The 26,852-nt window shown below is 43.0% G+C and carries 31 protein-coding genes; 8 read left to right on the top strand and 23 right to left on the bottom strand.

Features of this window, described 5'->3' with window-relative positions:
* Positions 1-14 precede the first annotated feature (14 nt).
* The 12 genes from OCV12_RS08110 to artP form a co-directional block, all read right to left on the bottom strand.
* Positions 15-437 carry a hypothetical protein gene (locus OCV12_RS08110; protein WP_261885896.1) on the bottom strand — a complete coding sequence of 141 codons (423 nt, stop codon included), beginning with the start codon at positions 435-437 and terminating at the stop codon, positions 15-17.
* Between the two features lie 247 nt (positions 438-684).
* Entirely contained in the window at positions 685-1,164 is a 480-nt protein-coding gene (locus OCV12_RS08105) for a GNAT family N-acetyltransferase (protein WP_261885895.1), read from the bottom strand.
* 128 nt (positions 1,165-1,292) lie between these two features.
* A complete protein-coding gene (locus tag OCV12_RS08100; RefSeq protein WP_261885894.1) occupies positions 1,293-1,847 on the bottom strand; it encodes a nucleotidyltransferase family protein in 555 nt (184 codons plus the stop codon).
* Between the two features lie 73 nt (positions 1,848-1,920).
* Positions 1,921-2,376 carry a GNAT family N-acetyltransferase gene (locus tag OCV12_RS08095; RefSeq protein WP_239962610.1) on the bottom strand — a complete coding sequence of 152 codons (456 nt, stop codon included), beginning with the start codon at positions 2,374-2,376 and terminating at the stop codon, positions 1,921-1,923.
* Between the two features lie 157 nt (positions 2,377-2,533).
* Positions 2,534-3,352 (bottom strand): GIY-YIG nuclease family protein, encoded by an 819-nt coding sequence (locus OCV12_RS08090; protein ID WP_239962608.1) that lies wholly within the window; start codon positions 3,350-3,352, stop codon positions 2,534-2,536.
* Between the two features lie 152 nt (positions 3,353-3,504).
* Positions 3,505-3,996, bottom strand: coding sequence for a hypothetical protein (locus OCV12_RS08085; RefSeq protein ID WP_239962607.1), 492 nt, complete (start codon positions 3,994-3,996; stop codon positions 3,505-3,507).
* A gap of 153 nt (positions 3,997-4,149) precedes the next feature.
* Positions 4,150-5,433 (bottom strand): hypothetical protein, encoded by a 1,284-nt coding sequence (locus OCV12_RS08080; protein WP_261885893.1) that lies wholly within the window; start codon positions 5,431-5,433, stop codon positions 4,150-4,152.
* Between the two features lie 402 nt (positions 5,434-5,835).
* On the bottom strand, positions 5,836-6,849 hold the full coding sequence (locus tag OCV12_RS08075) for an IS110 family RNA-guided transposase (RefSeq protein ID WP_261885262.1): 1,014 nt from the start codon (positions 6,847-6,849) through the stop codon (positions 5,836-5,838).
* 135 nt (positions 6,850-6,984) lie between these two features.
* Positions 6,985-7,653 (bottom strand): arginine ABC transporter permease ArtM, encoded by a 669-nt coding sequence (gene artM / locus OCV12_RS08070; protein ID WP_008217794.1) that lies wholly within the window; start codon positions 7,651-7,653, stop codon positions 6,985-6,987.
* On the bottom strand, positions 7,650-8,336 hold the full coding sequence (gene artQ / locus OCV12_RS08065; RefSeq protein ID WP_171731873.1) for an arginine ABC transporter permease ArtQ: 687 nt from the start codon (positions 8,334-8,336) through the stop codon (positions 7,650-7,652). Before artQ ends, artM begins: the two co-directional genes overlap by 4 nt.
* 3 nt (positions 8,337-8,339) lie before the next feature.
* Positions 8,340-9,071: an arginine ABC transporter substrate-binding protein gene (locus OCV12_RS08060; protein ID WP_061031350.1), complete on the bottom strand. Its 732-nt coding sequence runs from the start codon at positions 9,069-9,071 to the stop codon at positions 8,340-8,342.
* Positions 9,072-9,168: 97 nt separating this feature from the next.
* Positions 9,169-9,897: an arginine ABC transporter ATP-binding protein ArtP gene (gene artP, locus OCV12_RS08055; protein WP_261885892.1), complete on the bottom strand. Its 729-nt coding sequence runs from the start codon at positions 9,895-9,897 to the stop codon at positions 9,169-9,171.
* Positions 9,898-10,421: 524 nt separating this feature from the next.
* Between artP and OCV12_RS08050 the strand changes: the two genes are divergently transcribed.
* Both OCV12_RS08050 and OCV12_RS08045 read left to right on the top strand, forming a co-directional pair.
* Positions 10,422-12,257, top strand: a complete 1,836-nt coding sequence (locus OCV12_RS08050) for an ABC transporter ATP-binding protein/permease (protein WP_261885891.1) — start codon at positions 10,422-10,424, stop codon at positions 12,255-12,257.
* Positions 12,258-12,399: 142 nt separating this feature from the next.
* Positions 12,400-12,864, top strand: a complete 465-nt coding sequence (locus tag OCV12_RS08045) for an acyl-CoA thioesterase (RefSeq protein ID WP_017061819.1) — start codon at positions 12,400-12,402, stop codon at positions 12,862-12,864.
* A 169-nt stretch (positions 12,865-13,033) separates the two neighbouring features.
* Here OCV12_RS08045 and OCV12_RS08040 read toward each other — a convergent pair whose 3' ends face one another.
* Complete coding sequence (locus tag OCV12_RS08040) at positions 13,034-15,289, bottom strand: peptidase U32 family protein (protein WP_261885890.1); 2,256 nt, start codon at positions 15,287-15,289, stop codon at positions 13,034-13,036.
* Between the two features lie 104 nt (positions 15,290-15,393).
* Here OCV12_RS08040 and OCV12_RS08035 point away from each other — a divergent pair, with 104 nt between their 5' ends.
* The 3 genes from OCV12_RS08035 (at position 15,394) to gltS (ending at position 18,931) form a co-directional block, all read left to right on the top strand.
* The gene (locus OCV12_RS08035) at positions 15,394-16,053 is read left to right on the top strand and encodes a glutathione S-transferase (RefSeq protein ID WP_261885889.1); all 660 of its coding nucleotides are present in this window, start codon (positions 15,394-15,396) and stop codon (positions 16,051-16,053) included.
* 144 nt (positions 16,054-16,197) lie between these two features.
* Positions 16,198-17,631 (top strand): patatin-like phospholipase family protein, encoded by a 1,434-nt coding sequence (locus OCV12_RS08030; protein WP_261885888.1) that lies wholly within the window; start codon positions 16,198-16,200, stop codon positions 17,629-17,631.
* A 76-nt stretch (positions 17,632-17,707) separates the two neighbouring features.
* Positions 17,708-18,931 carry a sodium/glutamate symporter gene (gltS, locus tag OCV12_RS08025; protein ID WP_239847811.1) on the top strand — a complete coding sequence of 408 codons (1,224 nt, stop codon included), beginning with the start codon at positions 17,708-17,710 and terminating at the stop codon, positions 18,929-18,931.
* Between the two features lie 94 nt (positions 18,932-19,025).
* On the opposite strand, the gene OCV12_RS08020 is transcribed toward gltS, so the two are convergent.
* From OCV12_RS08020 to OCV12_RS08010, 3 genes are read right to left on the bottom strand one after another with little or no spacing between them, the layout of a single operon-like run.
* Positions 19,026-19,475, bottom strand: a complete 450-nt coding sequence (locus OCV12_RS08020; protein WP_261885887.1) for a GyrI-like domain-containing protein — start codon at positions 19,473-19,475, stop codon at positions 19,026-19,028.
* Between the two features lie 47 nt (positions 19,476-19,522).
* Entirely contained in the window at positions 19,523-19,756 is a 234-nt protein-coding gene (locus OCV12_RS08015; RefSeq protein ID WP_176681243.1) for a hypothetical protein, read from the bottom strand.
* A gap of 8 nt (positions 19,757-19,764) precedes the next feature.
* Positions 19,765-20,016: a Rho-binding antiterminator gene (locus OCV12_RS08010; RefSeq protein WP_176681244.1), complete on the bottom strand. Its 252-nt coding sequence runs from the start codon at positions 20,014-20,016 to the stop codon at positions 19,765-19,767.
* Between the two features lie 212 nt (positions 20,017-20,228).
* On the opposite strand from OCV12_RS08010, the gene OCV12_RS08005 reads away from it, so the two are divergent.
* Both OCV12_RS08005 and OCV12_RS08000 read left to right on the top strand, forming a co-directional pair.
* A complete protein-coding gene (locus tag OCV12_RS08005; protein WP_261885886.1) occupies positions 20,229-20,594 on the top strand; it encodes a c-type cytochrome in 366 nt (121 codons plus the stop codon).
* 118 nt (positions 20,595-20,712) lie between these two features.
* A complete protein-coding gene (locus tag OCV12_RS08000) occupies positions 20,713-21,891 on the top strand; it encodes a BamA/TamA family outer membrane protein (protein ID WP_261885885.1) in 1,179 nt (392 codons plus the stop codon).
* 52 nt (positions 21,892-21,943) lie between these two features.
* On the opposite strand, the gene catB is transcribed toward OCV12_RS08000, so the two are convergent.
* The 4 genes from catB to OCV12_RS07980 form a co-directional block, all read right to left on the bottom strand.
* The gene (gene catB / locus OCV12_RS07995; RefSeq protein WP_261885884.1) at positions 21,944-22,573 is read right to left on the bottom strand and encodes a type B chloramphenicol O-acetyltransferase; all 630 of its coding nucleotides are present in this window, start codon (positions 22,571-22,573) and stop codon (positions 21,944-21,946) included.
* Between the two features lie 84 nt (positions 22,574-22,657).
* A complete protein-coding gene (locus OCV12_RS07990) occupies positions 22,658-23,389 on the bottom strand; it encodes an SDR family oxidoreductase (protein WP_261885883.1) in 732 nt (243 codons plus the stop codon).
* A 104-nt stretch (positions 23,390-23,493) separates the two neighbouring features.
* Entirely contained in the window at positions 23,494-23,886 is a 393-nt protein-coding gene (locus OCV12_RS07985) for a nuclear transport factor 2 family protein (RefSeq protein WP_261885882.1), read from the bottom strand.
* A 36-nt stretch (positions 23,887-23,922) separates the two neighbouring features.
* Positions 23,923-24,639, bottom strand: coding sequence for an HAD family hydrolase (locus OCV12_RS07980; protein WP_261885881.1), 717 nt, complete (start codon positions 24,637-24,639; stop codon positions 23,923-23,925).
* A 265-nt stretch (positions 24,640-24,904) separates the two neighbouring features.
* Here OCV12_RS07980 and OCV12_RS07975 point away from each other — a divergent pair, with 265 nt between their 5' ends.
* On the top strand, positions 24,905-25,237 hold the full coding sequence (locus tag OCV12_RS07975; protein ID WP_176681251.1) for a PBPRA1643 family SWIM/SEC-C metal-binding motif protein: 333 nt from the start codon (positions 24,905-24,907) through the stop codon (positions 25,235-25,237).
* Positions 25,238-25,333: 96 nt separating this feature from the next.
* Here OCV12_RS07975 and OCV12_RS07970 read toward each other — a convergent pair whose 3' ends face one another.
* From OCV12_RS07970 to OCV12_RS07960, 3 genes are all read right to left on the bottom strand, one after another.
* Positions 25,334-25,558 carry a hypothetical protein gene (locus OCV12_RS07970; RefSeq protein ID WP_261885880.1) on the bottom strand — a complete coding sequence of 75 codons (225 nt, stop codon included), beginning with the start codon at positions 25,556-25,558 and terminating at the stop codon, positions 25,334-25,336.
* Positions 25,559-25,690: 132 nt separating this feature from the next.
* The gene (locus tag OCV12_RS07965) at positions 25,691-26,206 is read right to left on the bottom strand and encodes a P-loop NTPase family protein (RefSeq protein ID WP_261885879.1); all 516 of its coding nucleotides are present in this window, start codon (positions 26,204-26,206) and stop codon (positions 25,691-25,693) included.
* A gap of 233 nt (positions 26,207-26,439) precedes the next feature.
* On the bottom strand, positions 26,440-26,829 hold the full coding sequence (locus OCV12_RS07960; protein ID WP_261885878.1) for a YybH family protein: 390 nt from the start codon (positions 26,827-26,829) through the stop codon (positions 26,440-26,442).
* Positions 26,830-26,852: the final 23 nt, after the last annotated feature.

Below are 26,852 nucleotides of genomic sequence, written 5' to 3'. Positions count from 1 at the left end.
TAAGCTAGATAATCTTATCTGAAGGCGAGCCTTCTAACCATTCGAGTCACAAAATGTGCGCAGACTCCAACAGCGATGCCAATGATCATTGCCTTGATGCTACCCACCCAAAGTATCAAGCCAGAGTACCCTTGTGCTGGCCCTAAACCGTCGTTTCTGGTCACATCGGTGAACATGAATCCATTCCACCAAACATGTAACAATACCGTAGATAGGTGGATACAAATGGCAATGGTTCCAAGTAACGCATGCCTGTCAGCAGCGCCATCTCGGCAAAATGAGAAGACGAGCAAAAACGTAAAAATTAAAGGCGCAGACAACACCAAAGAGACAGTAAACGCTTCTAACCCACTCTGGCTTCCGTAACTATAAGTGCTAAACACCATGGCCATTGATAGCAAAAGCGGCACAAGTGCAGTCCATGTTAATCTGTTCATTTTAGTTCCCTGTCTTAGTAGTTAGCTTGAAGAAAAATTCGATAATCGATAGGGAACGTTAATTACCAAAAATAGAGCATCTGAAACGCACTTATATCTCAATAACTCGATAGAAAACTCAGTCTTGGGTGAATCTCATGTAACGTTGTTTTACGTTGGTTGCTGCATTACGCAAAACATGACGTGTTTACCCAGAATTTGAACAGCGTAATTAGCCTATGTCTTATATCGAGAGTTCAACTAAGACTTAATTACCTACCCTCGACATGATAATGATGTCTATTAATTCACCTTCAACCAGCACTGCCTTGCGTTTTGTCCCCTCGACCTCAAAGCCAAATGACTTATACAGCGACAACGCAGCAGCATTGTTCGCATGAACTTCCAATTCAAGGCGTGCTAGATCCAACTCTTTGTCACAATAAGACACCAAGTGTTCTAATAAAAAACGACCTACGCCCTTTCCACGAGACGCTTTTGCTACTGCAACTCCAAAAGAAGCAGAGTGTTTTAATCGTGGTTTTGTCGAAAGATTTAACGCTAAATGCCCTAAAAGTTCACCATCTTTTGTAATGGCAACGAAATGGCGTTGGTTATCATTGAACATCGCATCAAACTCTTCCCGTTTGATATCGGCTGAATAGCGATTGTTGTTCACGACTTCTTTATCGATATAAATGTCGTATAAGGCTGGTAGATCAGCTAAATCCATTTCTCTGATTTTCATGAACCGGTAAGCTCCAAACGTTATAAAAGGCGCAAGCTAACAATTTAAGCGATAACTAAGCACTTTGTACACTACACAGTGCTTAGTTATCGATTCCCTTGCCCTTTAGGTGCACCGGGAATTGGTTGTCAGTTCCAAGATAGCACTCGCACTTGCGGCCATCTCGCTTTGTAACTCGCTGTCATCTTGTTGTAGTTATGTTCGGTCATTGCTCGCTTATTTGGCTTGATCAACATGTTAAATGCGTCTTCTAATCCGTAAGGTGCAAATATTCTGATGTGACCTAACCCTTCTATGGTGAAGCCAATAGCAAAAGCAGATAGCCAAGATTCAATACCTTGCTCAACACACTCATATGGCTGAATAGAACATCCGAACTTGGTCGAATAACGCTCATGGATAGTTGCCTGATTTTTTACATCGATATCTACGTTATGACTTAACTGCGAGCAAATGCGACTTTTAAACCCATCTTCACCGTTGAGCTGAGAACTGTCGAAATAAACGATATCAAAATCCTTCACCTGATCGAGAAGTGGCTTATTTTCAATGCTATTCCAGACGACTTGAGTAATAGCGCCACCAGCAATATAGAAGTTTGGCAACCCTACTTCTCGACACACTTTAGCAGTCTCAACTAACTCAGGAACTTGATGGATTAAATATTCAAGTTGTTTGTTCATACTGGCCTATTAGAGCATGCTAAAGGTGAAGAAGATTGAAATGAATCACTGAATCAGATTGTAAGCAGACAGCCTACAACGCGAGTTTGAACCCTTCATGCGTTGCTTTGAATCCAAGTTTTTCATAGAACCTGATGGCATCAGGGCGCTGCTTGTCACTTGTTAACTGAACGATTGTGCAGCCTTTGTTTTTTGCCAGTTCGATAGCATGTGCGAACATTTGCTCACCAAAACCTTGTCCACGATAGTCACTATGGATTCGAACACCTTCGATAAGACAACGCCAACTACCAATATGCGTTAGATACGGAATAAAGGTTAGTTGAAGCATCCCGACCAGAGCGCCTTCCAGTTCAACAACCAATAATTCGTTGTTTGGGTCTCGGGCAATCGCTTCGAACGCTTCAATATAGCCACGATTCAACGGAATAGACGCATCTTCTCGTTTACTACCAAGTGAGTCATTTGAAAGCAAAGCAACAAGGCTTTCCAAATCTTCAAATTCAGCTGAACGATACTTTAATTCCATCTATAAATCCTTTTAACTTCTGACTACTAACGCCGCGTTAAAGTATGAGCAATGCGACGACAAAGCTTAACCTTACCGTCGCAAAATTCGAGCTCAACTATTGGAAGAAAAATGCCAAGCGTACGGAATCAATCATAAAGTGTTTACTATAGCCGTACTAATTTTTGTTGTACCCAAACGCATCACGTGACAATAGTACTTCTTTCCAATAGTTTTCACGTTCTATGATTGTACTGTCATCGGTTTTCATTGGGCGATACTCTAGCAAAGTTATTTTGAAATTATCACGGGCATATTCAAGACCATTTTTTGAGATTAATTCTGTTAAAGCATCGTTCCAGCCATGCCCTGTGCCTATGTAACAACTCCAACGTGACCATATACCATGCTCACCGTAAGCTGAGCCTACATATTTTTTTCCATTTGATTTATCAAAAATAACATATACGCCTTTGATATTTGACAGTGCCGACTTCCAATCTGGTTTTTGATTTTTAAAGATTGGTATTAGTGTATCGAAATCGTGATTGATGTTCTCATAACCAGGAAAGTATTCTCCAGAGTATGGTTCTTTGAGCAATTCAGAGATAACCATTTTATCTATGTACCTTTCAAGGTAAAAAGCTCTACCTCTCGATGGCTTAGGCAAGTGTACTTTTAGCCTGCCAACATAGTTTGAATACTCTGTTAGTTCACGGATTTTATAACTATGGGCATTAGGAATACTTGGTCTTTCAAGTACTTCATAAATCCCACCAAAAAGCCAAATATTATTTTCAGGATAAAAATCAATTAATGAAAAAATGAATTTACGTGTGAATTCATTTTTTGAGCTTCTCCATGTATTCCAGTGAAACCAACTATCTTTATCTTCAACATATACATCTAAAGGCTGGCACTCTCCATTCCATCGAGCACAATGAAATTTGTACTGAGTCGGATCTTCTATTTTAAATATTGATTGTAATTCGATCATATTCATAATTCCCTCGAAGGCATAGCCGCGTTAAGTGGTGAGCAACGCCTACCACCTGACCCAAACCACAGTGCCGTAAACACTAAAGCTGATCAAACTGAAAATGCCGAGCGTTGCGAATCACTCTGAAATGCTTTGTTAGGCATCTTATTTTATTGGTTATCGTAAGAATCAATCTCGTTCAATGCACTTTCTAGCTCGCTAAACCTGTATAGAAGTAAATCAGGACACATTTTCGTTAAAGTGACGACATGTTCAATACAACTATGTTGAGGATTTCCAGTAGATTTTTGAGCTTCAGAAATTATCATATCCAATGCAGCTAAGCTGGAAGGTAAATAAACATTTTTTAGGGCGCCAAATGTAATTTCTAAGTCCTTTTTACCTACCTCTTCCCGACAACGGTTTAGTGCTGCTGACCTAACATCAGCGAATTGAGACAGATCATAACCAGCTTCTGTAAGAGTTGATGTGTCACAATCTAAATCAACCAAATGTCCAACAGATAGTTTTATAATTTTCTGTTCAAAGTGATTCTCTTTAGTTTGTTCAGCTGTATTTAGCCAACCGATGACAGCAATAGCAGTAACTAAAGCTGTAGCAAACATGAGGGTCACACTACCTTTAACATTACGCAGTGTCATATAATCTTATCCTCCAATAATATATTTCAAATTTTACAGACAATTCGGATGCCTAACGCCGCCTTAAGCTGTGAGTAAACGTGTGCCAAAATGAAGCGAAGCGGAATCGGCACGCGTTTACGAATCAGGCTCAAAGGCTTTGTTATGTGCGTATTAAAATGGTGGTTCGTATAACGAAATATCAGACTGCATCCAAGGGTATGATGTGCTACCCGCGACTACATCATTTGCAGAGCCCATTTGACCACCCCAATATTCATCTGGATGCTCTGGTTCATAGTTTTGACGTAAGTTGTCATAGTTGTGTACCCACTTCCCTGACTCATCTTCACGTTTATACCACGCAGTAACAAACACAGACTCGACTAACTCACCGCGAGCCAAATTATCTTGAGTAATTAATTGGCATTCTTCGTGGATTTTAAGGCACGTTTTTTTAATGGCAGAAACGACACCTTCAGTAGAAGACTCAAGTTGCTTTTTACTGAACACGAGATTTATGTGTTTTAGAACCTTTACATCTGTAGTTCCATCAACAAAGGTAGGCTGTAAAACTACTTCATTCGCATAAATCGTATATTTTGTCAGTTCAGTATTGCTAGCGAGTATATTTGCTGGTTTCACCTTACCGACCGTGTAGCTAAAAAAGTCAGTACCATACTGCTGCTTATTTAAAACAGGAGCATCGAAAACTAACTGAACTTTAACCCATTCTTCATTATCGCTAAAGTAAGGGATAATATTGACGAACTCATTACCTACGGTTGTTAGCTCTTTGTACCATTCACTTTGGGTATTAGTTGGAACTCGAACATGTTGCATATATAAGTTTGTTAAGCAACTTTCTACCGCCATTAAAGTATGTCGAGAATTTTGTTTGATTAACTCTAAGTCCTCAGGTTTTACTGGACGAAAATGGGCAAGCGAATTTCGGACTGTGCCAATTTCTAAAAGTTTGTTCTTGATAATTTCCTTACTTCCTTTGAAGTATCGTTTGAACTTATTCCAATATGCGTCGGAAGTTATCAATTCAGACAACTCACCGCTGGTAAGGTGCATTAGTGGCGACTTAACTTCAACACCCAAGTAACCAAAATTGTCAGCCTGCTTGATACGTTTTGCAGCTAAACCTTTAATTGATTTTTGCTCACCTGCAATCTCGAAGCTAGATTGAGACCATTTATCGAGTTGCTCATTTTTCAACACAACATAAACGAATACTCTCAAAGAGTTTTCAAATCTAAAAAGTATGTTCAGCGCTTCATAGTAATGCAAGTGCAACCAACGTTTAGGCACCTCAACAGTACCATTGTCATGAACGCGAGCTGATTTCCAGTCCATTGTTTCTCCTAATTTATCAAATAATTGCAAGCACATAACAGCTATTAGACAGAAAAATTCTTCATTTAAATACAGAATGATTCCATCTAGTTTCATATGCATGGCACCTTAGCACAATTAATTTCATTATTTCAGTGACTTAAAACATAGATAAGTGCGTTAAATAACAAAATATAGAATATTTACATATCGTATGAATCTAACGGAATCCCTCTCGCACTGTATGTGCCACAGCCCTTCTAGCCATTTTGGAAGCACAAAAATGTATGGTCCGCCCCGTTATTGCAACTACAATTAAGTAATAACGGAGTTGGTTTGCGCTAATGTATTCGGAGTCCTTGTTGGGAGCACTAGCTTCCCAGCTCCACGATGATATCCGCGCCAGATTATCCTTAAAAAGCCTAAAGCATTGATTGCTATTTTTTGTGTCAGGTTCTTAATCTGGCCGATTGACCGTTTTTGTCATCACGTTCATTGGCGTTGCAAACTTGGTTATAGCTAAACAGCCTTAAAAGCTTGGCGGTGGTATAACACCGCCCAAGCTATCCTCACTAGCTTGTTGGCTAATGCGACTACCACTACATTAAATGGTTTGGTGGCTCGTAGGTTCACAAGCCACTCTCCAAACACTTTCCCTGTCGTCTCTAGTCTAGAGAGTACAGCCCTTGCCCCATGGACAAACAGAGTTCTGAGGTGTTTATTCCCTCGTTTACTCATACCAAGTAGCTTGGTCTTTCCTCCTGTTGAAAATTGCCTTGGCACAAGCCCCAACCAAGCCGCCATCTCACGGCCATTGGTAAAGTTACTCGGAGAGCTTACATCGGCAATACACAATGTGGAGGTAAGATCGCCAATTCCAGGGATAGTTTTTAATAATTGAGCACTTTCATTGTTATTAACAATAGTTTGAAGCTTGTTATCTTGAGTTTTGATTTGTTCATTAAGGTACTTGTAATGTTCGTGGATAGATATCAATTCACATAGCAAGCTTTTTGGTAATGAGACTGTTTGTTCTGCTAACCATTGAAACAGAGACTTCATCTTTGCATGTCCTTTGGGAAAGCTAAGGCCGAACTCAAGTAAGATCGCCCCGATCCGCGACATAGTGGCAGTTCTCTCCTTGATATAACTATCTCTGACTCGATGAATCGCTGCGATGACTTGAGCCTCTTCACTTTTTACAGCTACAAACCTCATAGTCGGTCGACCCGCAGCCTCTGCGATCGCTGATGCATCAATGAAATCGTTTTTATTGCCTTTGACATAAGGCTTAACATACTGAGGAGGAATAAGTCGGGGTTGATGACCAAGTTCACCACACTTTCGAGCAAGCCAATGAGCACCGCCACAGGCTTCGAAAGCAATAGTTGTTGGTTCTATTTTACTAAGAAAGATTAAAAGTTGGTTGCGATTAAATTTACGACGAAGCACTTCCACTCCACAACGGTTATGTGCGATAGCATGGAAGCAATGTTTACCTAGGTCGATACCTAAAATATGAATAGAAGACATATGGTTCACCTCATTCTGAGAGCCTACTCTAAGCTTAAGGGCTTGAGAGTGAGGCGGACCATATAATTAAGCCTGCCATCTATGCGAACATAAATGGCAGGCTTTATACGTTAATTAAGCTTTTGAGTGGTTAGCTTACGCCGCTTCGAATGCGAGGGCTTTCTTTTCTACTTGGCGGAAGATCAGCGTTAAAATGCCGTTTACTGCTAGGTAGAATGCGCCAGCAATACCGAACACAGTTAGTGTGTCGTAGGTTTGGCCGTTGATACGCTGAGCGTAACCCATCAAATCCATGATGGTGATGGTGCTTGCCAGTGATGTGCCTTTGAATACTAGAATCACTTCGTTTGAATACGCTGGAACGGCGCGGCGTAATGCATATGGTAGTAGCACTTTAAGCGTTGCGATTTTATCCATACCTAATGCACGACATGCTTCCCACTGCCCTGCAGGAATCGCGTTGAATGCACCTCTGAACAGTAGCGTGCTATATGCCGCCGTGTTCAAAGCCAATGCTAGCATTGCGCAGAACCAAGGTTGGCTGAGCCATGTCCACATGAAGCTTTCACGGATCCAATCGAACTGACCTGGGCCGTAATACACCAAGAAGATCTGAACCAATAATGGTGTACCAGTGAACAAGGTGATGATGCCGCGTGTTACCCAGTGAATCGCTGGTAATCTTAGGATCAGTGTTACCGTCATCAGTAGCGACAAGATACAACCAACAAGCAGTGACGCGCCGGTGAGTTGAAGACTGGTCGCTAAACCTTCAAGCATTTGAGAGAGGTATTGTTGATTCATGCCATTGCCCCTTTGTTACCCAAACCTTGAATAGAGAACTTACCATCAATCACTTTTACTGCTCTTTGCGTGATCAATGTGATGATTAGGTAGATAGCTGCCGCCGTTGCGTACCATGTAAATGCTTCGTGCGTTGCTGCTGATGTTAACTGCGCTTGCTTCAGTAGATCGGTGACGCCAATCAGCGAAACCAATGCGGTGTCTTTTAATAGAACCAACCACTGGTTCGTTAAGCCTGGTAGTGCGTGTCTTACTGCTTGTGGCAAAACAATTCTGAAGAATGCGTGCGATTGTGGAATACCCAATGCACTCGCCGCTTCTCTCTGCCCTTTACTTACCGCTTTCAAAGCACCACGAATGGTTTGTGAAGCGTAAGAAGCGAAGATAAGTGACAACGCAACAACACCAGATAAGAACGGGCTAACTTCAATAAAATCACCAGTGATCATGAAGAGCACTTGCGTTGAACCAAAGTAGATAAACAAAACTACCAAGATTTCTGGTAGACCACGTACGATTGTCACGAACGCGGTTGTCGGCCATTTGATTGCAATGCGACGAGACATTTCACCGCCAGCAAACATTACCGCTAAAACTAATCCAACCAATAGGCTTACGAATGCAAGCTGAATAGTCATCCAGCTTGCCTCGACGAGCCCTAAAGAGTAACCCGTTAATTCCATAAATTACTTACCGAAGTACTTGTTGAAGATCTTGTCGTACTCGCCGTTTGCTTTAACTGCTGCAAGTGCTGTGTTCAGTTGTGCAACTAGCTCTGGGTTACTCTTGTTTACTGCGATACCAAAACCATTACCAAAGTACTCTTGGTTTGTTACTTGGTCGCCAACGTACGTTAGGTTGTCTTCTTTCTTAAACCATTCTGCGACTACCGCTGTGTCACCGAATACTGAATCGATACGACCGTTTTTCATGTCGATGAATGCATCTTGGTAGCTTGAGTAAGGAACAGCTGTCACACCTGGCAGTTGCTCCAGAAGGTAGCTTTGGTGAGTAGAACCGTTTTGAACACCGATACGCTTGCCTTCTAGTGCTGCTTGGTCTGCAACTTTGCCTTCAATGGAGATGAATGCTGCAGAGTTGTCGTAGTAAGCATCAGAGAAATTTACTTGTTGAAGACGTGCTTCGGTGATGTCCATTGCAGAGATAGCCGCATCGTAACGTTTGAATTTAAGAGCTGGGATCAGGCTATCGAATGCTTGGTTGTGGAAAGTACACGTTGCTTTCATCTCTTCACAAAGTGCGTTTGCTAGATCAACGTCGAAGCCTTGGATTTGGTTGTTCTCATCCATGTATTCGAATGGTGCATAAGTCGCTTCCATTGCGAATTTGATTTCTTCTTGAGCTGCTGCATTGAGAGAAGCAAGGCCGATAAGTGAAGCTAGTAGAATCTTTTTCATTTTGTTACTCCGAATACATTGTGATAGTGGCCTGTGGCCATTCTTATAATTTGATTGTTTTAATCGATGTTGTGTTTAGGTAAATCTAGTCAGTGACTTAGTGAGTCAAATACTCAGCAAACTCTGGAGTCTGCGGATTAATAAATGCGTCGCTGGTGCCGTGTTCCACGATGTAACCCTTCTCAAGGTAAAGAACGTGGCTCGCAATCTTCTTGGCGAAGTCAACTTCGTGAGTCACTACCACCTGAGTAATTCCGGTGCCGCTTAGCTCTTTGATGATGCTAACAACTTGGTTGGTGATCTCTGGGTCAAGAGCCGCTGTTGGTTCGTCAAATAGCAACACATCTGGCTTCATCATAAGAGCACGAGCAATCGCGACACGTTGTTGTTGACCACCTGATAGTTGTAATGGCCAAGCGTCTGCTTTGTCTGCAAGCTGTAAAGTTTTCAAAACCGTTTGCGCTTGTTTGATTGCTTCTTCTTTATCTAAGCCAGCTACTTTGGTTGGTGCTTCGATCAAGTTTTCCATTACAGTCATGTGTGGCCACAAGTTGTATTGCTGGAAAACCATGCCGACTTTACGACGAAGTTTAAGCCCCTGCTTCTCTTGGATCTGGCTTGAGAAATCGAATTGCTCATCCGCAATGTCTAATTCGCCGTTGTCCGCGATTTCTAGCAGATTCAAAACACGCAGTAGTGAACTCTTACCAGCGCCGCTTGGGCCAAGCAGTACCAAGGTTTCGCCACTCTCACAGTTAAAACTGATGTCGTGAAGAACTTGGATATCGCCATATGATTTGTTGATGCTCTTTACTTGAATACTCATGCCGGATTACTGCATTAATTGTCATTTGTTGGTTATTCTATTTAAACTGAACTTTTATGCAAGAAAAATGTATAAAAAATTAATTTGTTGAATTTTTGTAACAACTATTGCACAAAAAACAGTCTCAATGACTGGTCTAACATCTATAACATACAAGTCATTGATAAAGCTCGTTTCTAGATAAAAGGCAAACGTTTCACCATTGATTTATAAATCAACAGGCACAGAGATAACTATGAACGCACTTCCCTATTACCGCCGATTTACTTGCATAAAAATAAGGGTTAAATAATCCAATAGTCTTTCAAATCATGAAGATCAGAATGACTAATTTTCCTTTTAGCCAATCTCGTATGAGTTACTTTGCCTTAATGAAATTTGGAAAATTGAGCTTCCGTAGGAGCGTCCGTCTGTAATAAATGCTTTAATGGGTTCTATTCTCAACAAGTGCTTCCCAGTGAAAAATACGTACTACAAGCAACAAGCCATCTATTTTTAAAGCGACAACACATTAAGGCAGTAATATGCAAAACGATGTCTCTTCTACGCTCGACTCCACTCAGCGACAGACTCAGCGATCACCTCAACAAGCACCAGAACCCAAACCTGAGAAGAAAAGCCTCAGTATTTTGCTAGAGCTGAGCAAATTTATTCAGCCCTATAAAGGTCGTGTGATAGCAGCGTTGATTGCACTGATCTTCACTGCGAGCTTAACGCTTTCGGTTGGACACGGTATCCGCCTTCTTATCGACCAAGGATTCAGCCAACAATCACTATCAGACTTAGGCAGCGCGATTCAATTCATCATGGTCGTGGTCGTGTTGATCTCGATTGGTACCTTCTTCCGCTTCTATTTGGTCTCTTCTGTTGGGGAACGTGTGAGTGCGGATATTCGTTTATCGGTATTCAATCACGTTGTGACACTTCACCCGAGTTACTTTGAAACCAATGGCAGTGGCGACATCATGTCGCGCATCACAACAGACACAACCCTGCTCCAAAGCATCATAGGTTCTTCGTTCTCTATGGCGATGCGTAGCGCGCTGATGTGTGCTGGTGCAATCATCATGTTATTTGCGACCAACATTAAGCTCACGCTGATCGTGTTGGCCTCTGTTCCGTTTATCTTGATTCCGATTTTGGTATACGGACGTCGAGTGAGAGCGCTCTCTCGCCAGAGCCAAGACTCAATGTCTGATGTGGGTTCTTATGCGGGTGAAGCGATTGAACACATCAAAACAGTGCAAAGCTACAGCCGAGAAGTACAAGAGAAAGCATCGTTCGCGATTGAAGTTGAAAAGGCTTATGAGATTGGTCGTCAACGTGTAAAACAGCGCGCGATACTTATATCCGGCGTGATTGTTATCGTGTTCAGTGCGATTGCTGGCATGCTTTGGGTTGGCGGTAGCGATGTGATTAATGGCACGATGTCGGCGGGGGATCTGGCTGCATTTGTGTTCTACGCGATTATGGTCGCTTCATCGTTAGGAACGATTTCTGAAGTGATGGGTGAACTGCAACGTGCGGCAGGTGCAACCGAACGGTTGATCGAGATTCTGCAAGTTGAAAGTCACATTGTCGCGCCTGTAGAAAACCCAACATCGCTAGATAACTTAACACCAGAAGTCGCTTTTGACGATGTGACCTTCTGTTACCCATCAAGACCAGATCAACCAGCAACAAGCAACCTCTCTTTAACTGCGCATGAAGGTAAAGTGTTGGCGTTGGTTGGCCCGTCTGGCGCAGGTAAAACCACCCTATTCGAATTGCTGCAACGTTTCTATGACCCTCAAGTGGGCAAGGTAACGCTAGGTGGCGTTGAATTGAATCAGTTTGATCCGAACGAGCTCAGAAAGCAGATGGCGCTTGTGCCTCAACAACCTGCGCTGTTCAGTAACGATGTGTTCCATAACATTCGCTACGGCAATCCAGATGCGACCGACGAACAAGTGATCGAGGCAGCGAAAAAAGCGCACGCGCACGAGTTCATTCAAAATCTACCAGACGGTTATCATAGCTTTCTTGGTGAACGTGGTGTGAGGTTGTCTGGTGGTCAACGCCAGCGTATTGCGATTGCACGAGCCATCTTGAAAGATCCCAATATTCTGTTATTGGATGAAGCAACCAGTGCGCTAGACAGTGAAAGTGAGCATCATGTTCAGCAGGCATTGGAAGAATTAATGCGCGGCAGAACAACGATCATTATCGCCCACCGTTTATCAACAATTAAACACGCCGACCAAATTGCCGTACTCGATAAAGGACAGCTGGTAGACATCGGAGACCACCAGTCGCTCATCAATAGCTGCGAATTGTACCAACGCTTGGTTGAGCTGCAATTCAAACATCTCAATGCCTAACCAGTGCGGACATATGTAACTAAGTTACTGACATTGTGTGATTTCGAGCTTCAAAAACTTGAATCACACGTGTTGCAGTTTTGTTAATTTGGCGGTAGGGTTTTTATTCCAATGAAGGATCAATAACAATAAGAGAGTTCGCATGGAAGCACTATTATCTGACTACCCAGTAGTAACAGAAATCCCTGTCGCTTGGGGAGAAATGGACGCACTTAATCACGTTAACAACGCGGTGTATTTTCGTTATTTCGAAACGGCTCGCTTAGACTTTTTCAAGCATGTCGAACTGATGGAAGAGATGGCTATCACCAAAGTGGGCCCTGTTCTTGGCGACACTTATTGTAAATACTTCCGACCTGTAACCTACCCTGACACTTTGATGGTCGGCTCACGCGTAACCGATATTCAAGACGATCGTTTTACTATGGAGTACGCGATCGTCAGTAAAGCTCAACAGAAGCTGACAACGGTTGGTACAGCGACTATCGTAATGTTTGATTTTGCTTCAAACCAAAAAGCACTGCTCTCACTGCGCTTAACAAACGAAATCGAAAAGATGAACACGTTGAAAAGCCCATGCTTCAAACAAGAAGCTGTGACGGAATAACGTATTCACAGACTAGAAACGACTCACAAAGTTTCAGACACTAAAAAGCCACTCGATTGAGTGGCTTTTTGTTGTTGGTTCAGAGTGCTTATAAGCGTTTAAGGCTTATAGAGCATGAACGCTCTTTGTATTACAAGCTATAGACCATGAACGCGCTTTGTCTTAAAAGCTATAAACCTTGAACGTACTGCGCATTAGTACGAATCTCAACCATCTGCTCTAGGTTCTGTTGTGAACCTTCAACGCCGTTCAGTAGGGCTTCGAAGTGCTTGATAAGCTCAACCTTGTCTTGTACCTCTTTCGAACCCGCACCGATGTTGGTTAGGTCGATGAAGAACTCGTCGAACAAGCCAGAGAAATCCGTTACAGCATCATGGTTTAAGAACTGTTCGTGGTTGTAAATGCTTGGGTAGCCACCTTTCTGTTTATCAACCGCGAAAGAGATGCCTTTGACGTTAGTAATCGTGGTCGCTTTCTCACATTTCAGCATACAGCCGGCTTCAATGCTTGGCTTGTTACAACCTACCGTTCTTTGGAAGAAACACTGACGGCTGGTCATCATCAAGATTGGGTGGTAGATGCTGTAGAACAATTTGAAGTTCTCTGGGCGGCGAATATGACGAATCTGACCTTTGTTGATTTCGTTCGAAATGAATGCACCTGCACAGTTAAGCTCTTCTTTAAGTGTCACTAATGCGTGAGAGTTGGTTGTGTTCATGAATGGACCTGCAACCCACTCAATGCCCATTTCGTAAGCCTTGTACGCAATACCCGTGTTGTTTGTCACGATGCGCGCAGGCTTAACCTCTTCAAGGATACGAACCGCTTCGTCGTAATCTTTACCAATCAATACTGCTGGGAACCAAGGGATCAAACGTGGGTTTGCGGCCAAGATGTCGATGTACTTGTTACAACGCTTCTTGAAGCTTTCAGGCAGTTTGAAGTAAACATCAGCATCAGTGACGTCACACAGGTGCAAGTCTTCCACATCAGCAATCAGCATCGACATAGTAGGCTTCTCATTCACTTTAGGGTGTTGTGGCAGTGCTGGCACTTCAACGTGCTTAATCACTTCCACAGAGCCGTTCAGGATGAAGTCGATCTCGTCTTTAAGGTCAGACACTTCTTTCAATGGAATCACAAGGCCAGCGTCAACTTCGCTGAAGTCATGGCTTTCTAGTGTGTGAACCGCACTCTTCACGTTCTTGAAACGTTTCTCAAGTAACTCTTGAGTGATCGCCTTTTCTTCAACCGCCACAAGTAGTGATTTAGATTGAAGGGTGAAGTTCTCTTTCGATGTGTTCACTGTGACCGTAAATGGCTGACCTTCTTTCGCGCTGAAAGACAGAGCAACTGGCGTTTTGCGAATATCAAGGAACTCGATCTTTTCACGCATCTCGTTACCAAGAACGTCTTTCGCTTGGTGAAGTTCGTTCGTCACTTCTTGAATCTGTACTACCGAGATTTCGTTGTTCTGCTCCGTCGCTTTTTCAACAGCGTAGTTCATGCTGTTGTCGCGCGGGTTATCAATGAACATGTCTTTCGTCAGGTTGCCCTTAAGGAAAGAGTTGGTGAAATCACGGTTGAATACTTTGTGCAGGTTTGAATCGTCTTCGATCAACAAACCACTCTCTACAAAGCTATCAATCTGTTTACGCCACGTGTCTACCACGGTGTAAACATAGTGTGCGCCTTTAATACGGCCTTCTACTTTTAATGAATCAACTTTTGCATCAACCAATTCAGGTAGGTCGTAGTAAGCTGAGTTATCTTTTAAGTTCAGTGGGAACTTGTTGCCCGCGTTGGTGATTTCGTATTCATCACGACACGCTTGGCTACAACGGCCACGGTTACCCGAGTTACCAACACTTACAGAGCTTGAGTAACATTGGCCAGAGAATGCGATACACAGAGCGCCGTGTACGAAGACTTCTGTCAGTACATCGTGGTCATGTGCCACTTCTGTCAGCATTTTAATTTCTGGAAGGTTTAACTCACGTGACAAGTTAACGCGAGTTGCGCCAATCTTAGACAAGAACTTAATCTGGCCTTCGTTGTGCGTAGTTAACTGAGTTGAAGCGTGAACATCCAGTGATGGGAAGTGCTTCTTCACCAGGTTGAACAAACCCAAGTCTTGAACGATGATGCCATCGACTTTAGTGTTCACTAGTTGGTTTAGTAGCTTAGTGATGCTCTTTGTCTCGTGCTCAAGCAGTACAACGTTAAGAGTCAGGAACACTTCACAGCCGTATTCATGAGCAAGGCGAATTACACCGTTCAATTCATCTAACGATAGGTTAGAAGCTCTGTTACGAGCATTGAAGGTGTCTAAACCACAATAAACCGCATTGGCACCAGCTACGATGGCTGCTTTTATCGCTTCTACATCGCCACCTGGGGCTAATAACTCAATTTTTCTGCTCATTTTTGAAGTCGCTCACTTACTTATAATTTTTAAGCCGCGTATTCTACCCACATCACGATCTCTTTACCACCGTACAACACTTTTCAAACTAAATGACCTCAATAATGCCGAACGAATCCGACCTACCTATCCTTTACTCTCTGCGCCGCTGTCCTTATGCAATGCGCGGAAGAATGGGCATCGCACTATCACAGCAAAAAGTGTTACTTCGAGAAATCGTCACCAAAGACAAGCCTAGCGAACTCTTGGCCAGCTCGCCTAAAGGCACTGTACCTGTATTGGTGTTGCCACAAGGTACGATTATAGAACAAAGCATAGAAGTGATGATTTGGGCATTGGAACAAAACGATCCTCAAGATCTGATGCGTTCAAGCGAGCCAAAACTAAACCAAGAAATTCTTGCGCTGATCGCTAGTAACGACAATGATTTTATTGGTCACCTAGAAAAGTATCGTGCGTCTGTTCGCTATCGAAACGTTGACACTGAACAACGCAGAAAAGCGTGCGAAGGGTTTATCTCAGAACTGGAAAGTAAACTCGCTCAACACGAGTACCTGTTTGGCGATACACCCAGCCTCGCCGACTTTGCTGCGATGCCTTTTGTCAGCCAGTTTGTGCGAGTCGAAAAGAAATGGTTTGTGAAATCTGAATATCAAAACGTAGGACGTTGGTTAAGAGCGCATCTAGACAGCAAGCTCTACACCCAAGTAATGAAGCAATACCCTTTGTGGAATGAAACTAAGCAAGATTGTCTTTTTGGATAAGACGAAACAACACAATACTCCCCTTGTTTATCAAGGATTGTTACGTATTTCGTGACACTGTGTCGTATGTGATGCCGTTGATAGCATATTAGATATCAACGAAAATAGCCTTTCTCTTAACCAGACGTTAGTTTGAATTGCGCTATGCCGAATCCTAAAAGTAACAGCTTCGATAACCCTATGCATTGGCTTACCGGATTAGCCAAAGTTTCACTGTTAGTGGCATTCTCGCTTAATCTTTCTGGCTGCAGCGCAAAGAACAAAGTCACCAATGTAAGTCCGTTAAACGACCAAGCCAAAACGCGCTCTCTAAACGCAACTACCGACCAAAACCTAACCCAATCTAACAACGAGCCAAACCAATCTTACACGGCGGAAAACTTCTATAGACAAGACAACAAAGTCACTTTGATCCTCTCTTTTTCAGGTGGAGGAACGCGGGCGGCAGCGCTCTCTTACGGTGTTTTACAAGCACTGCGTGATACTGACATGGAAGTTGATGGCGAACGCATCAATCTGCTCGAAGAGGTCGACATGATCAGCGCGGTGTCCGGAGGCAGTTTTACCGCTGCGTACTACGGTTTGTATGGCGATAAGATATTCGAAGATTACGAAAAGGCATTTCTCTATCACGAAGTGTCTGAGGATCTCATCTCTATTCTGTTGTCTCCGACCTATTGGTTCTCCTATGCGACTAGAACGGATAAAGCGACCGACTATTACGACGCCAACATCTTTGGGGACAGTACGTTTGCCGACATTCGACGTGAAGGCGCACCTTACATTGTGATCAACGCCACCGACATATCGACGGGTTCACGCTTTTCATTCACGCAAGAATACTTTGACCTAATTTGTTCAGACCTAAACAGCTATTCGGTGTCGAGCTCAGTCACAGCATCCTCTGCTGTGCCTTTCGTTTTTACGCCGGTGGTGCTTGAAAACAAAAACAACTGTGACAAAACGGAGCACTTACAGCCCTCGTTCGAAGCCACCAGTTATCGCAATAGAAAACTCATCAAGTCGTTAGAGTCTTATAGCAATAAAGACCAAGTGAACTATCTTCATCTAGTGGATGGTGGGATTACCGATAACCTTGGCTTATTGTCGGTTTATGAGATGTCGGAATATTTGCGTTACAACGATAAAGAAAAACTCAAAAACCTACACAAAAACCAATCTGTGCGCCCGATTGTCATCATCTCAGTGGATGCTTCAACCCAACCTGAGTCTGGCATCGGTGATTCTATCGACATGCCAACCGTGAAGCAGACCGTCGATGTCATCACCGACATTCAATTACACCGCTACAACGACACCACTAAAGATTTGATCGTAGACGAGTTAACGTCTTGGGCAGAATTCTCCTCTTACGAAGGTCATCAGGTTGTCCCGCATTTCATTGAGATCAGCTTGAACAAGGTCGACGATGACGAGACTCGTTACTCACTCAATCAAATCCCAACTGATTTCACGATAGACAAATACAAGGTCGATTTGTTGATCGAAGAAGGCAATAAACAACTTATCTCCGATGCTGAATTTAAAAGCTTCTTATCTTTTCAGAATAACGAATAATGCTAATCTAGTTGCTTATAAACTTGCTAACCAGCACTCATAAAACACGTCAGAATTATATTTAAAAAAGGTCATTATGGAATTTGAAAACAACGTCTTACACCTTGGGTCATTCTTTGCGGTGACCATGGGTATCGTAGTGCTATTTATTGGACGAAGGCTGAATCAAGTCATCGGTTTTTTGAAAGAGTTCAGTATTCCAGAACCCGTATCAGGCGGGATTTTAGCGTCTCTGTTCTTTGCAGCGCTTTACGCGACGACATCGATAGAAGTTCAGTTTGATCTGTTCGCTCGCGATGTTTTGTTGGTCTATTTCTTTACCACCATCGGTATCAACTCAAGCTTGAAAGACCTATTCAAAGGTGGCAAACCTTTGGTGATTCTACTCATCATCACCATTTTCTTTATGATTATGCAAAACATCGTTGGTATTTCTGTCGCATCAATGTTTGGTTTAGAGCCTGTATTTGGATTGTTGAGTGGCAGTATTTCATTAATTGGTGGGCACGGTACCGCAATCGCTTGGGCTCCCAAGGTTGCAGAGGAGTTTGGTTTAGAAAGTGCAATGGAGATTGGCATCGCTAGTGCCACATTTGGGCTTATCTTAGCCAGTTTGATGGGCGGCCCGATTGCTAAGTTTCTTATCAAGCGTCACAACCTAAAGCCAGCTGAAGGCCAAGATTACTCTCAAAGTTCGAATACTAACAAACAGAAGCAAGACCTTACGTCGTATCAATTTCTCGATGCAGTATTAGCTATCCATATTTGTGTCATAGTTGGGGCTTTACTGAATGAATTGATAAGCCAAACTGGGTTACAACTGCCGCTGTTCGTTTCGTGTTTGTTCGCCGGTATTGTGATTACCAACGTGATCCCCGACTCTTATCCAAGAATATCTGGCACCAAATGGCCGACCCGTTCACCTGCTATCGACCTGATTGCAGAAATTTCTTTAGGTACTTTCTTGGCGATGTCGCTAATGAGCATGCAGCTTTGGACATTGATTGACTTAGCAGGTCCAATCTTTGCGATATTAGCAATGCAGCTTCTACTGGCTGTGGTCATCAATATCTTCATTGTATTCCCGTCTATGGGGAAAACGTATGACGCGGCCGTTGTATGTGCAGGCTTCGGTGGGATTTCTCTGGGTTCAACACCGACAGCTATGGCGAACATGTCGGCAGTAAGCCAAAAGTATGGACACTCAGTTCAAGCATTCATCATCGTGCCTTTGGTATGCGCGTTCTTCATCGATTTAGCCAATGCTCTGATCATTCCTTACTTCATGAGAATGATGTAGTCAGCCAGCTTTAAAATGGTTACACAGAAGAGCCGCTCATACTGAGCGGCTCTTTCTTATCATTAACTTTTCATGAACTATCGATAAGCAAAAATTATTGAATCGCTATCGAAATCTCGACTGCCGTTTCACCTTTGTAAAACTCAAAATCAGTTGTGTAAGTTCGCGTATGTGGACAATCCGGTGCGTTGAAATAAGCCCACACTTCTCCCCATAAATCGATAACCGCTTGTGGCAGTTCACCTTCTGCTGAGAATGTTAGGTACTTACCTGCTTTGATATTGGTTTCGACTAACTCATCTAAATTGTTATCGGTAAGCGCATTCGTACATGCGATAACATCAAACTCGCCCGTAAAATCTGATTCGTAATTGGTGTAGACGCCATACACGTTTGAATCAGGAGTCAGCTTGGGAAAAGCTTGATCGAAAAAAACTTGCCATAATTGGCCTATCTTTGCCTTTGCAGGGTCAACTTCGTTAGTGTTAGTGGTTCTTACTGAAAAACCGTATGCCTTTACGGCTTCAATCGTTTCTACTTTCATTTGTTTAATTCCTTAACCAATGCAACTGTCATCGCCTTGAAGCAACTCTAATCTTGTATCTCTTTATGACCACATTTTTCACACACAAGGTGGCGAGAAAACTCATCCATTGAAGCGATAAATGGCCCAAGAAACCAGCCTTTTACGACTCCCGCCCAAAACTCACGTCGCTTTTGGTTCGGTTTACCTGCAAACGCACTTTCCTTGCGCACCAATATAACGACATGTTGTGTCTCTTCACGGCATTCGGTGCAGTAGCATTGCTCGGTTGTGTGGTTCATATAGGCACCTATGACTTTTTAAAGGAGATATGTTGAAAGTGAGGATTATCAACACAAACTTCGAGTTCTGAAATTTCAGTTAACACGACAAGCTCTTCTCGACCTTCGACACTGACTTTAATGCACTCTTCTTTTGCGTCGTTGCGTTTTGTATCTAAGGCGACACACGTCAACGGCTCACCAGATTTCATTGTGAGTTTGATTGGGTATCGGTGCATACACACAATCTCAATATAATCGTAATCATTGCAACTAATCATAATAATTCCCCCATTTATTCATCACGCTAATGCGACATGCTGTACTATGCAAACTGTTTATAATCAATCGTTTACTCTAATCACATTGATGACATTTTCTTAAGGTAAACCGGCTTTTTATCAGAAGCTTAAACGCGCTTTATCCATTCACGTTTCTTCTACGAGTACCTACTTATTCTTTAGCTGTTGGATAACAATAAGAGAATATAATCATGAAAAATATGAACCATTTACACCTGTTAGCTGCGTTGGGTTTAATCGCGTCGATGATGACATTCAGCGCAAATTCCGCATCACTTGAGGATGCAAGTCACTTTGCGAATGGCAAAGCCAAGTATCAGACGCTTTGTATGGTATGTCATGGTGATAAGGGTTTAGGTGACGGCCCAACTGCGGCCTCTTTACCACACAAGCCTGCCAATATTCCGAATAAACTTGGACAGCTATTCACGACTAAAAACTCGTTGGTTGATGACATTTTGGAAGGCAATGTAAAAGAAGGTATGCCTGCGTGGCAAGGTATCATCACAAGGCAAGATGCACTCAACATTTTGACTTACGTTGAGTCCATTCAATAGTAAACGCTGTTCCATTCGCCTTTTGAACATAGATCTTACTTAATCGCATCCGTTTTATTGCGCTATCTATTTCATTGATTACACTGAATTTAATGGATAGTGAATAATATGGAATGTTATGACTCTCAAACCTTTAGCGGCAAGCGCCCTTATGCTTGTTTCTGCTACCACACACGCTGTTAGCTTTATCGATCAAATCGATGGCCACTTAGATATGGGCGAATACCTCGCTGAAAATGCCTATGGATTTTTGCCCGTTCCAATACTGATAACAGAGCCTGCAGTCGGATACGGTGGCGGCTTCACAGGTATCTTTCTTCATGAATCTGAAGAGCAGAAAAACACACGTAAAGAGCTGGCCGAAAAATCAATTGATGGTGGTGCTCAACTTTTAACGCCTGCGATTACCGCGGTGGGCGGCTTTGCAACAGAAAACGGCACTTGGATGGCGTTTGTTGGACATAAACGTAGTTGGAAAGAAGACTCTATTCGTTATCTGGGTGGTTTAGGTTATGGCGATATTAACATGACCTTCTATCGTCAAAGTTCCTCCAACGCCCTAGCGCCTCTCGACCCAAACGAAGGGATTGAATTAGGTTTAAAAGGTATGGGTGGGATCCAAAAACTCCAGTTCAGAGTCCCTGATACCCATTGGTTATTGGGCTTCTCTCAACAGTTCTTTGCACCAACCTTGTCTGTGAACAATCACCCTAAAGCACAAGAGATCCTAAGTAATATCGGTAACTCTTCACCGACCTCTTCCGGCTTGGGTTTGATCGCTGAATACGACAGCAAGAACAGCTTCCTTAATCCAACTCAAGGCTACAACTACGTTGCTGAATACCTTTGGTTTGGTGACGCCATTGGCAGTGATTACACCTATCAAACGTTTAATCTAGAAGGTCTCAACTATTGGGAATTAAACAAAGAGTGGAATCTCGCGTTGCGTGGCCAATACAAATCCTTGTCGACTAACGAGCGTGTGCTTTCTCCACAATATTACCCAGACATTGACCTCAGAGGTATCGCCCGTAATCGCTATCAAGGTGAGCATACCTTTGCTGCCGAAGTACAAGTGACGAAACAATGGACACCGCGTTGGTCAACAGGCGTATTTACTGGCATCGGTTATGCGGGAGACAGTGATAACGACATGTTTGACCAAAGCTCACATTCTGCATACGGCGTTGGTTTCCGTTATCTTATCGCAAGGCGCTATGGTCTGATTTCAGGTATTGATCTCGCGTTCAGCGAAGAAGATACCGCACTCTACTTCCAAGTAGGAGCCGGTATCTAATTCAAAAGCGTACCAATTCAACTGTATGCGAATTCAATGGTACAACAGTGGATTAAGCAGAGAAGTTCTTCCAGTACTGGTACAAGCCGTCGATATCAGAAGAGCACATCAAGGTCATAGCACCTTTGATTTGCTCTTCGCTCCAATCCCACCATTTCATTTGTAATAACTGCGTAACCTCAACTTCGTTAAAACGGTAACGAATGTGACGAGCAGGGTTCGAACCAACAATCGAATATGGAGCGACATCTTTGGTCACAACCGCTCGACTCGCGATAATCGCACCATCGCCTACTTTCACACCGCTCATGATCATCGCTTCTGTGCCAATCCACACATCATTGCCTATTACAGTATCACCAGAGCGCTCAAAGCCGTCGATTGCACCTTCAAACTTCTCGTCGTCTTGATAGAAAAACGGGAAGGTACTCACCCACTGGTTTTGATGTCCTTGGTTGCCCGCCATCATGAACACGGCACCAGAGCCAATCGAGCAATAACTGCCGATGATTAACTTATCGATGTCCGTTCTATCAGGCAAAAGGTAACGCGCACAATCATCAAAGCTGTGGTTGTGGTAATAACCTGAGTAATAGCTGTGTTCGCCCACAATGATGTTTGGGTTAGTCACTTGTTCTTTGAGTGACTTGCCAACAAATGGGCTTTCAAAATAGTTTTTCATGTTTGTACTCTTAGTTTCGTTCTTTTAGTTAGGTACTTTTGTTGCGTGTTTATGGTTTTAATTTAGTGTAAAGGCTAACCTATCCTATCGCCCGCCAGCAATATCAATAAACGAACCGGTTACATACGACGCTTCGTCCGACAGTAACCAAGCAATCGAGTTAGCCACTTCTTCTGGTGTACCGCCTCGTTGTAGTGGCAGTTGCGACGCTAATCTATCGACTCTATCCGGCTCTCCGCCGTCTGCGTGCATCTCCGTGTAGATACAGCCTGGTCTAACACCGTTAACGCGAATATTACGTGCAGCCAGTTCTAGCGATAATCCTTTGGTCAGTGAATCCATCGCGCCTTTAGACGCTGCGTAATCCACGTACTCAAACGGCGCACCCGTTCGTGAAGCTGCGGAAGAGACATTCACAATCGAGCCTGCACCATCAGCTTGTTTGATAAAGGCTTTGCTGCACAAGAAGCAACTCGAGACATTCGATTTCATGACCTTTTCAAAACGATCTATCTCGATGTCTTCTAATGCTGATTGAGTAAACAAGATGCCAGCGTTATTCACCAAGTGGGTAATAGGCCCAAGCTTGTGACGGGCAATTTCGAACAGGGATTTTACGTCCGATTCTACCGACACATCGGCACGCACACAGATAGCCGTTCCGCCCTGCTCACGTATCTCATTCACCAGTTCATCAGCTCTTGATTCGTTGTGTATGAAGTTGACACACACTACATAGCCTTGTTGTGCCAATAGCTTCGATGTAGCGGCACCAATACCTCGGCTTCCGCCTGTAACGATTACGACCTTGCTCATGAAATCTCCTAACTCGCTGACTTTAATTTATCTCATTGTTGTTATGCACATACTCTATTGTGAGCTTCGTGTTCTTGTATTTGGTGTTCTTGCATTTGACCTTGCTACTTGAGTGATTCAGGGCTCGCTATCTGAACCCACTTTGCACGCCACTCTTGTGCAGCAAAGCCATCTGGCCAAAACTCAGTTTGCTTTTGGATTAAACCATCAACAACTGTGTGAAAGGTAATCACGCGATCATTTAGTACACTATCCGTCACTGATACATCGGTCACGACCGTATCACCTTCGCAAACAATCGAGTTCAGCTCAAACTTCCAAACCCCATTCGCTGGGTATTCAGAATTGATAGCTGTGAAGTTATCGCGCCCTACCGTCAATTCAGACGACTGAGGCCAATAACCTTGAAAATCTTCCGCTAGCCATTCGGCCGCTTTGGCAAAGTTGTTGGTGCGCATTGCATCCCAAAAACCTAATACCACGTCTTTTGATGTCATCATTCTTCCTTAAATTATCGAACTCGTTAAAAACGATTAAGCATATTTACCAATGATCGTTAAAAGATCTTCGACATTATTGGCAATGTAATCGGGTTTGGTTTGCCAGCTTTCAGGTTCAGAACGGCTATAACCCGCTGCAACCGCAATAACTTTTGCTTTATCGCCAAGTGCAGCTTCGATATTGCGTGCAAACTGCGTGTCCGCTTCATGATCACCGATATACATCAAACAGAATTCATCGGTTTTCGCTTCACCAAAGATATTTTCAACACACTTGATACCACCAAATGGATGCGGTTTTTGGTTGCCATTTGATACGTCGTCATAACCAACAACCGATTTAAACAAATCACCAATGCCATAACTGTCGAGTACACCACGAATGTTCAATTGAGAGTTTTGAGAACAAATACCATGAGGAAGATGGGCGAACTGGCTAATCACCGCTTCCATGCCATCAAACAGTGCAACAGGTGTCTGGTTTTTCTCTTGATGCTCAGCCCACATTCCACCAGCGACCAACATTTCATCATGTGACATCCCGTAGTAATCGACATAAAGGGCTTGCCAGTTTTTAGCACCGTGGTTGGCTTCGTGATAAAGCGCCTCGCTCAACAAATATTTCGGCAAATTATCACCCGACAAATGTGGCGCAACCACTGAGATAATGTCTTTGGTTATTGCGATATTCTTTGGAACGGAATTAACTAAGGTTCCATCGTAATCCCACAGGATGGCATCTAACTTCATACACTATCTCTTTGTTTAAATTGACGATTTGAATTTATCACTCAAAACCCTATTGAGGGAAATCTTATTGTCTCCAAATTCAAATTTAATCCAAACTCAACCCAAAATAGACACGTTATCGAACAACACATCAATTGGATCAGAAAGCCAAACATGCTTTGTTTACATCACTGCTTTATCAATTGGAATATATGCGTATAATCCCCGCTTCATTGCGCTATCTACGTTAAAAATAGCGCCATTCAACATTTTTAATGAGTACCCCATGTCGAAACTATTTTTCAAAGGCCGTATCGAAACAAGACACAACCACGTTCTTGCTGGCTACAATGTAAACCGCGATGTAAAAGCGGGTACTGAAGAATCTCCAATCGCTGCAATGGTTCAAACTGAAGCTCGTAAAGCTGAAGTTGAAGCACTGGCTGCTGAACACGCTATCTTCGTTAACGTAACGGTAGATGCAGAGAAAGAAGAGAACACGATTGAGCTTGATACTGTACTAAACAAGCCAAAAACAATGACGTTTGAAAAAACGCCTAACCGTAACGATCCATGCTCTTGTGGTAGCGGTAAGAAATACAAGAAGTGCTGCGCATAAGGCTTCTTACTCAAACGGCCAATAGCACGATGAGTTAAGCAATATCTGACAGGAAGATCATTGGGGTCTTCCTGTTTTTATTTGTATAAGCCAAACTCAGTCTAGGTTGTCTGGTGTGTGTAAATTGGTTCCACACTTTATACATTTATAATCACCGTTTCCGCCACTTGAAGATAGAGACGATAAGATCATTCCAAGCAACCCTGGCTTCTTTTCATGTTGTGGCGCTTTTTCGACTTGGTTACTGAACATAGTGTACTTATGCAGTGTCAGTTCCTTACAGTTACAACAGAACGCTCTTGTTTGTTCGCTTCCATACATAATATCTATAGCCTTTACCAATCACAAAAATTCAACGCATGGCAAATATGCCACACGTCGAACTAAATCGAAACATTTTATAAAGTCATTTGCAAATTGAAATGCTCACGTGTGATCTTGGTTTTCTACTTATTAACCAACATGTTGGCGTACAAAGTTATTCAACTCAGTCACACTCGTGATGATGTATACCTCTTGATCTTTGGCTCGTAATTCTAAGCGCGCTCTGAAGTCGTCATTCCAAAATCTAGGGCACAGTTTTAGTGTCTTGTAACTTTGTATTGTTCCCTTCACTACTGAGCTGCCTTCAGGCCAGCCTTCTGGTTTAACAAACAAACCTTTCAACATACGTTTGGTCACGAACCAATAGCTCAGCGGATAAGGAAGGTCGATATAAACCAAGGTATCTGCCGCGTCTAAGCGCTTGTTAAACGAGTCTAGCGGGCCAAAGCCATCGATGATCCAACTGTCAGAACTCAGTATGCTCTCGTGTGCTTGTTCAAACTCAGCACTATCAACGAACTCGCCATTCGCTTTGTAAACGATGGAGTCTAACTGGTGAAGCTCTACGCCAGTTGCTGCTGCGAGTGCCTTACTGACGGTAGATTTGCCACTACCAGGCTTACCAAATACCGCTATTTTCTTCATATAACTTCCTTCTTTGAGATAAAACCCATAAGGCAGATACGAAAAACCCACCTCATGGGTGGGTTCGATAAATAAAGCGCATCAAAAATCCCACCATTCCTAAGGAATGATGATAATTCGTTGGTTAAGTTGCGCTAAATTCATGTTCATAAGATTACTTTTATATATCGTCGTGTTGTTGTCAAACCGACAAACAGATTAATCGACCAGTTTAAAACTCTGACTGACTGCCTTTATTGTTCAGACTTGGCAATAATGTCATGGCCGTACGAATTATCGATTGAGCATAACCAAATACCATCATCGCCCTTATTAAATACATACGTGGCTTTACGGACAAACTCAGGGTGATTCGGCGCAGACAGCACAGTGTTTGCCAATACCAATGCGGTGTCACCCGTTTCAAGGATTTCCATGCCGTCTTGTTTCACTTGCAGACCGTTCTTGAAATAAACAGCAATCGCCTCGAAAGCAGTACGAATCGCCGCTTTGCCTTCGGCATTTTTGCCAGGCTCAACAACCAAAATCGCATCATCGGTATAAATACCAAGTAGTGTGTCAAAATCTTCTGCAACGATGGCATTGTCAGCTTTTCTGATTTGTTCGATTATCGGGTGAGTCATAATTTCTCCATCTTTATCAAGGC

The sequence above is a fragment of the Vibrio pomeroyi genome, assembly GCF_024347595.1.
GTDB lineage: Bacteria > Pseudomonadota > Gammaproteobacteria > Enterobacterales > Vibrionaceae > Vibrio > Vibrio pomeroyi.
The sequence above is the reverse complement of the archived record's forward strand: the minus strand, read 5'-3'. Positions and strand labels throughout refer to the sequence as shown.

What these genes read in the sequence shown, in the direction of transcription:
- OCV12_RS08085 (WP_239962607.1), bottom strand. Translation starts at nt 3,996, where the DNA reads ATGACACTGCGTAATGTTAAAGGTAGTGTGACCCTCATGTTTGCTACA.
- OCV12_RS08080 (WP_261885893.1), bottom strand. Translation starts at nt 5,433, where the DNA reads ATGAAACTAGATGGAATCATTCTGTATTTAAATGAAGAATTTTTCTGT.
- OCV12_RS07980 (WP_261885881.1), bottom strand. Translation starts at nt 24,639, where the DNA reads ATGAAGTTAGATGCCATCCTGTGGGATTACGATGGAACCTTAGTTAAT.
- OCV12_RS08060 (WP_061031350.1), bottom strand. Translation starts at nt 9,071, where the DNA reads ATGAAAAAGATTCTACTAGCTTCACTTATCGGCCTTGCTTCTCTCAAT.
- OCV12_RS08010 (WP_176681244.1), bottom strand. Translation starts at nt 20,016, where the DNA reads ATGATTAGTTGCAATGATTACGATTATATTGAGATTGTGTGTATGCAC.
- OCV12_RS08015 (WP_176681243.1), bottom strand. Translation starts at nt 19,756, where the DNA reads ATGAACCACACAACCGAGCAATGCTACTGCACCGAATGCCGTGAAGAG.
- OCV12_RS08020 (WP_261885887.1), bottom strand. Translation starts at nt 19,475, where the DNA reads ATGAAAGTAGAAACGATTGAAGCCGTAAAGGCATACGGTTTTTCAGTA.
- OCV12_RS07965 (WP_261885879.1), bottom strand. Translation starts at nt 26,206, where the DNA reads ATGAAGAAAATAGCGGTATTTGGTAAGCCTGGTAGTGGCAAATCTACC.
- OCV12_RS08095 (WP_239962610.1), bottom strand. Translation starts at nt 2,376, where the DNA reads ATGGAATTAAAGTATCGTTCAGCTGAATTTGAAGATTTGGAAAGCCTT.
- catB (WP_261885884.1), bottom strand. Translation starts at nt 22,573, where the DNA reads ATGAAAAACTATTTTGAAAGCCCATTTGTTGGCAAGTCACTCAAAGAA.
- artQ (WP_171731873.1), bottom strand. Translation starts at nt 8,336, where the DNA reads ATGGAATTAACGGGTTACTCTTTAGGGCTCGTCGAGGCAAGCTGGATG.
- OCV12_RS08110 (WP_261885896.1), bottom strand. Translation starts at nt 437, where the DNA reads ATGAACAGATTAACATGGACTGCACTTGTGCCGCTTTTGCTATCAATG.
- artP (WP_261885892.1), bottom strand. Translation starts at nt 9,897, where the DNA reads ATGAGTATTCAAGTAAAGAGCATCAACAAATCATATGGCGATATCCAA.
- OCV12_RS07990 (WP_261885883.1), bottom strand. Translation starts at nt 23,389, where the DNA reads ATGAGCAAGGTCGTAATCGTTACAGGCGGAAGCCGAGGTATTGGTGCC.
- OCV12_RS07975 (WP_176681251.1), top strand. Translation starts at nt 24,905, where the DNA reads ATGTCGAAACTATTTTTCAAAGGCCGTATCGAAACAAGACACAACCAC.
- OCV12_RS08100 (WP_261885894.1), bottom strand. Translation starts at nt 1,847, where the DNA reads ATGAACAAACAACTTGAATATTTAATCCATCAAGTTCCTGAGTTAGTT.
- OCV12_RS08045 (WP_017061819.1), top strand. Translation starts at nt 12,400, where the DNA reads ATGGAAGCACTATTATCTGACTACCCAGTAGTAACAGAAATCCCTGTC.
- OCV12_RS08040 (WP_261885890.1), bottom strand. Translation starts at nt 15,289, where the DNA reads ATGAGCAGAAAAATTGAGTTATTAGCCCCAGGTGGCGATGTAGAAGCG.
- OCV12_RS07960 (WP_261885878.1), bottom strand. Translation starts at nt 26,829, where the DNA reads ATGACTCACCCGATAATCGAACAAATCAGAAAAGCTGACAATGCCATC.
- OCV12_RS08090 (WP_239962608.1), bottom strand. Translation starts at nt 3,352, where the DNA reads ATGATCGAATTACAATCAATATTTAAAATAGAAGATCCGACTCAGTAC.
- OCV12_RS08005 (WP_261885886.1), top strand. Translation starts at nt 20,229, where the DNA reads ATGAAAAATATGAACCATTTACACCTGTTAGCTGCGTTGGGTTTAATC.
- OCV12_RS08030 (WP_261885888.1), top strand. Translation starts at nt 16,198, where the DNA reads ATGCCGAATCCTAAAAGTAACAGCTTCGATAACCCTATGCATTGGCTT.
- OCV12_RS08075 (WP_261885262.1), bottom strand. Translation starts at nt 6,849, where the DNA reads ATGTCTTCTATTCATATTTTAGGTATCGACCTAGGTAAACATTGCTTC.
- gltS (WP_239847811.1), top strand. Translation starts at nt 17,708, where the DNA reads ATGGAATTTGAAAACAACGTCTTACACCTTGGGTCATTCTTTGCGGTG.
- OCV12_RS08105 (WP_261885895.1), bottom strand. Translation starts at nt 1,164, where the DNA reads ATGAAAATCAGAGAAATGGATTTAGCTGATCTACCAGCCTTATACGAC.
- OCV12_RS08000 (WP_261885885.1), top strand. Translation starts at nt 20,713, where the DNA reads ATGACTCTCAAACCTTTAGCGGCAAGCGCCCTTATGCTTGTTTCTGCT.
- artM (WP_008217794.1), bottom strand. Translation starts at nt 7,653, where the DNA reads ATGAATCAACAATACCTCTCTCAAATGCTTGAAGGTTTAGCGACCAGT.
- OCV12_RS07985 (WP_261885882.1), bottom strand. Translation starts at nt 23,886, where the DNA reads ATGACATCAAAAGACGTGGTATTAGGTTTTTGGGATGCAATGCGCACC.
- OCV12_RS08050 (WP_261885891.1), top strand. Translation starts at nt 10,422, where the DNA reads ATGCAAAACGATGTCTCTTCTACGCTCGACTCCACTCAGCGACAGACT.
- OCV12_RS07970 (WP_261885880.1), bottom strand. Translation starts at nt 25,558, where the DNA reads ATGTATGGAAGCGAACAAACAAGAGCGTTCTGTTGTAACTGTAAGGAA.
- OCV12_RS08035 (WP_261885889.1), top strand. Translation starts at nt 15,394, where the DNA reads ATGCCGAACGAATCCGACCTACCTATCCTTTACTCTCTGCGCCGCTGT.